General features: G+C 74.4%; 5 protein-coding genes. All 5 read right to left on the bottom strand.

Annotation, left to right across the window (positions count from 1 at the left end; translation table 11 throughout):
• The coding region (locus tag ABD323_RS39405; RefSeq protein WP_344446922.1) for a chromosome segregation SMC family protein at positions 1-1,434 on the bottom strand (1,434 nt) is incomplete at its 3' end.
• Between the two features lie 341 nt (positions 1,435-1,775).
• Positions 1,776-1,979, bottom strand: a complete 204-nt coding sequence (locus ABD323_RS39400) for a hypothetical protein (RefSeq protein ID WP_266293503.1) — start codon at positions 1,977-1,979, stop codon at positions 1,776-1,778.
• A 390-nt stretch (positions 1,980-2,369) separates the two neighbouring features.
• A complete protein-coding gene (locus ABD323_RS39395) occupies positions 2,370-2,648 on the bottom strand; it encodes an acylphosphatase (protein ID WP_344446921.1) in 279 nt (92 codons plus the stop codon).
• Between the two features lie 31 nt (positions 2,649-2,679).
• Entirely contained in the window at positions 2,680-3,165 is a 486-nt protein-coding gene (locus ABD323_RS39390) for a winged helix-turn-helix transcriptional regulator (protein WP_344446920.1), read from the bottom strand.
• Between the two features lie 145 nt (positions 3,166-3,310).
• A complete protein-coding gene (locus tag ABD323_RS39385) occupies positions 3,311-4,675 on the bottom strand; it encodes a hypothetical protein (protein ID WP_344446919.1) in 1,365 nt (454 codons plus the stop codon).
• Between the last annotated feature and the right edge of the window lie 439 nt (positions 4,676-5,114).

Here is a 5,114-nt window from a genome sequence, read left to right as displayed (position 1 = left end):
CGTGGCGGCCACCGCCTCGCGCAGCGCGGCCAGCGCGGGCTCGGCCGCGGCCGGCGCCTCGCGGGCCCGCTCGTGCGCCGCCTCGGCCTGCTCGTCGCCGCTCGCCAGCCCGTCCACCTGCTCCTGGAGCAGCTCGAACTCCTCCTGCGCCGCCTCGGCGCGCAGCCGCGCCTCGTCCCGGGCCAGGGCCAGGCGACCGATCTCGGCCTGCGCCCCGGCGGCCGCGGTGGCCGCGGCGGCGGCCTGTCCCTGCAGCCGGGCCAGTCCCTCGCGGCGGTCGGCGATCGCCCGGGCGGCGGCCTTCAGCCGCTGCTCCTCGGCGGCGAGCGCGCGCTCCAGCTCCGCGCGCTCCTCCACCGACTCGGCCAGCGCGTACCGGGCCTCCTCCAGCGCCTCGGCCAGCGCCGCCTCCTCCTCGCGGATCCGCTCGGCCTCCCGCTCCAGCTCCTCGGGGTCGCGGCCGCGGCGCTCCTCGCCCGCGGTCGCGCCGGCCGCGTGGCGCACCCGCGCCTCGGCCAGGCCGACCGTGCCGCGGGTGCGCTCGGCGAGCGCGGAGAGCTGGTACCAGGCCTGCCGGGCGCCCTCCAGGCGCGGCCCGAGCTGCTCGACCTGCGCCTCCAGGACCGCCTCGCGCTGCAACGCCCGGGCGAGCTCCTGCTCGACGGTGGACCGCCGAAGCCGCAGCGCGAGCTCGTCGGCCACCTCGGCGCGCACCGCCTGACGCAGGCTCAGCAGGTCGTCGGCGAGCAGCCGCAGCCGGGCGTCGCGCAGGTCGGCCTGGATGCCGGCGGCCCGCCGGGCGATCTTGGCCTGCCGGCCCAGCGGGCCCAGCTGGCGGCGCAGTTCGGCGACCAGGTCCTGGACCCGGTTGAGGTTGGCCGCCATCGCGTCCAGCTTCCGCAGCGCCTTCTCCTTGCGCTTGCGGTGCTTGAGCACCCCGGCCGCCTCCTCGATGAAGGCGCGCCGGCCCATCGGATCGGCCTGCAGCACCGAGTCCAGCCGGCCCTGACCGACGATCACGTGCATCTCGCGGCCGATGCCGGAGTCGGAGAGCAGTTCCTGGATGTCCAGCAGCCGGCAGGCGTCGCCGTTCAGCGCGTACTCGCTGCCGCCGTTGCGGAACATGGTCCGGGTGATGGTCACCTCGGCGTAGTCGATCGGCAGGGCGCCGTCGGTGTTGTCGATGGTCAGGCTCACCTCGGCGCGGCCCAGCGGGGCGCGCCCGCTGGTGCCGGCGAAGATGACGTCCTCCATCTTGCCGCCGCGCAGCGACTTGACGCCCTGCTCCCCCATCACCCAGGAGAGCGCGTCCACCACGTTGGACTTGCCGGAGCCGTTGGGGCCCACCACGCAGGTGATGCCCGGCTCGAAGCGCAGCGTGGTGGCGGAGGCGAAGGACTTGAAGCCGCGCAGGGTCAGGCTCTTCAGGTGCACGCGCCGTTCTCCCTCGTCCCTGGTGGTTCGCCCCGCCCCGGCCCCCCCGCGCCCGACTGTATCCGGCCGCACCGACCGGATCCGGTCGTGACGGCGGCGGGGTGCGGCGGTGGCGGGCGGGGAAGCCGGCGGGCCGGCGGGTTTCACCCGGGCGGGCGATGGGCAGCCTCAGGGCAAACAGCGGCTTGAGGGGGAACGAACGACGAAGGGACGCCGATGACGGCGTCCCTGGTGATCGCGTCCCGCGAGGGAGCGACATGCGTCCCCGAGCGGACCGGGAAAGCGTCCGCGCGCGGTGACATCGGCCGGTCGTGCGGAAGGCCGGTCGATGTCGGTCTGCGTCAGGTGAGCGCGGGCTCCCGCTGTCCCAGACCGATGCTGTCGAGCAGGGAGTGCTCGTCAGCGACAGCCACGAGCGCGTCGTTCTCGGCCTGCATCCGAACGAGTTCGGCTTCCAGGTCCTGAACGCGCAGCTGCAGCCGCCGCATCTCGGAAAGCATTCGCGGGTCGGGGCCGCCGACGTACCCGAGAAGCGCCTTTGCCATGATAAATGGTCCTCCACGCTGAGTGACCGAACCGGTACGGTACAGGTCGAGGGAAGGGGTGACGCACGCGCTGCGCGAAAAGGGGCAGTGCTGGCTCGGCACTACAGGTCAGGCACTGTGGATGTGCGGCCACAGGGCATGGCCCTGCCCGAAAATCGCCGTCGTGTGCGCGGGCTTCCAGCGTCTCACCAAAGACCGTACGGGTCAACACGATCACCGCGTGCTACAACGCCGCTGTCACCTGCATGGCGGTGGCCTCACACCATGGGCAGCGGCGGTGCTCCACCCAGCCGCGGTGGATCACTGCTCGATGCGGAGTCAACCACGAGTTCGCCCGATTGGCAACCGCCTGACAACTCGGGTTGACTCGCGCACCAGCGGTGCTGTGGATCAGCGGATCGCGAAGCCCTCGTAGCCCTCGCCGGTGGCGCTCCAGATCTCGGTCACCCCGGCCACCCTGCCGGGAGTGCCGGGCCCGCGCAGGCGCGCGAGCAGCTGCTCGCAGTCGGCGTGCGGGCCCTCGGCGACCACCTGGACCCGGCCGTCGCCGAGGTTGCTCGTGTAACCGGTCAGACCGATCTCCAGTGCGCGGGCCCTGGTCCACCAGCGGAAGCCCACCTGCTGGACGGTGCCGCGCACCCAGGCGGTGACCCGGACGTCTTCGTGCATCCCCCGAGCCTATCCGGCGGTCCCGCGGACCTCAGTCGACCGGCCCCTCGCGCTGCCAGCCGGGCGTGTGGATCTCCATCGTGACGGCGGCCCCGGTCGCCTCCCGGCCGCAGCCGCGACAGGTCCAGGCCGGGTCCAGCGGGTGGTCGTGGTCGCCGGCCACCTGGTGGCGCAGCGTCACGGGCGGCTCGTCCACCGCCCAGCGGTCGCCCCACAGCAGCAGCGACTGGACGACCGGGGCGAGCTCGCGGCCGGCCGCGGTGAGGTGGTACTCGTAGCGCGCCGGGCGCTCCTGGTACAGCCGGCGCTCGATCACGCCGGCCTCCTCCAGGGCCCGCAGCCGCGCGGTGAGGCGGTCACGCGGGGCGCCGGTGTTGCGCACGAGGTGGTCGAAGCGGTGGTTGCCGTAGAAGAGCTCGCGCACGGCCAGCAGCGCCCACTTCTCGCCCACCACCTGGAGGGCGGCGGCGATCGAGCAGGGCCGGCCCGGCGCGGGGGTGGCGGGGTTCGCGGTCACAGCGCCAGCCTGCCACAGCGGGTTCCGTTCTCAAACCCATCCGCGCCCCGGCCGGCCCGGCCGCGACCGGCACGGGCTCGGGCCCGCCCCCCGGGGGGAGCGGACCCGAGCCCGTGCGGCGCCACCCGCGGTCAGCGGCGCGCGGTCAGAAGTCGCCGCCGCCGAAGTCCCCGCCGCCACCGAAGTCGCCACCACCGCCGAAGTCTCCGCCGCCGAAGTCGCGTGCGTCGAAGTCCCCGCCGGTGAAGTCGCCGCCCTCGTAGCTCTGGCCGCCGTCGTAGCCACCGTGGTGACCGGAGCCGGAGGAGGCCCAGGCGTCGCCGCCGGAGAAGACCGAGCCGAGCATCGTGCCGACCAGCAGGCCCGGCAGCAGCCCGGAGCCGTGGCCGCCGAAGTAGCCGCCCGCCCAGGGGCCGTAGGCCGGGCCGGCGTTCCAGTAGGGCTGCGGGCCCTGGTCGGTGTCCACCGTGCGGATCGCCGGGTCCAGGCCGGTGGCCAGCCGCTGCGCGTCGGCCGCGCAGACGGGCACCGAGCGGGGCGCGCCGCCGGCCGGCGCCCAGTCGCTGTCCTGCACCGAGGGGCCGTGCCGCGGGTCGAAGAAGCACGGCGGGCGGCGGTCCGGCAGCGGCCGGCCCTCGCGGCGGGCCGCCAGGGTGGCCAGCGAGAAGCGGCCGGCCTCCAGCGCCTCGGTGACCGCCTTGACGTCCTCGGGGCGCCGAGCGGCGTCCATGGTGCGCTTGGCCGTCTCGTAGGAGTCCAGCGCGTGCGTGTAGTCGGCGCGCTGCGCGTCGTCCGCGCCGGGGGCGCCCGGGGAGAAGTCGAGGCGGTCGAGCTCCTCGCCGAAGGCGGTGATGTCCTCGTCGACCACGGTGCGCAGCTGGGCCAGCTCGGCGGCCTGCCGCTCGGCCCGGCGCCGGCGGGCCCGGCGCACCAGCAGGAAGACCCCGACGCCGAGCAGCGCCAGGATCACCAGCGGGATCACGATCGCGGCGGCACTGAAGCCCGACGAGCCCGCCGCATGGCCCTTCACCTTGGGCCCGGCGTTGCTGACGAAGTCGGTCAGCGTGCCGTTGATGTCCCCGCGGTGCGAGTCGAAGGCGGCCTGACCGTAGTTGCGCACCGTGTTCGCGCTCATCGCGGCGCTGTCGGCCCGCACGGCGAACTGGTTGCCCTGCCAGAGGGCGTAGACCCCGACGATGCCGACCTTGGTGCGCAGGTCGCGGATCGCCGAGTCCATCGGGACCGCGCTGCTCGCGGGCAGCACGGCGACCAGGACGGGCTTGTCCATCCCCTTGATCTTCGAGGTCAGCGCGTCGGCCTGGGCCTGCGAGAACTGGCCGGTCATGGCCGGATCGACGTAGACCCTGCCCTGCTTGAGGGCTGCCGTGGCGGCGTCCAGCCCGCTCGCGGCGGAGGCGGGGGCGGGGGCCAGCAGCAGGAGCAGGCCGAGCAGCGCCGCCAGGAACGCGGCCGGGCCGGCCACCCGGAAGCGGCGAAGAACGATTCTCATACCCCAGACGCTACCGGTCCGCTTGTCGTACCTACCGGCAGGAGTACTCGCCCGGCCGCCTCGCCGGTGACCTGTTCGTTCGCCAACTCGTTGGCCCGACGGGCAGTTTGCCCGAGGCGACCATGAAAGCGTCAAGACCGCGTCAAAACTTGTTCTCTTACGCAAGTGTGACATTCCCGACGGGCCGCAACCGTGCGACCCTCGGGGCAGTCCATACAGTTGCCGAACGGCGCAAGTATCGAACGGATCGGCGACCGCCGCTCCGACCGGCCCGACCCCCAGGAGAGCGATGGCAGGCCAACGGGCGGGCACGCCCTCGGGTGACGTCCAGGAGTGGGCCCGCCCCCGCGGCCGGGCCCGGGCCCAGCTGCCCGGACCCCGGCGCGGCCCCGACAGCCCCCCGCCGCGCCCGACGCCACCCGGCGGCCGGGCGTCGGCC

The organism is Kitasatospora nipponensis, from assembly GCF_039528135.1.
Lineage (GTDB): Bacteria > Actinomycetota > Actinomycetes > Streptomycetales > Streptomycetaceae > Kitasatospora > Kitasatospora nipponensis.
The sequence above is the reverse complement of the archived record's forward strand: the minus strand, read 5'-3'. Positions and strand labels throughout refer to the sequence as shown.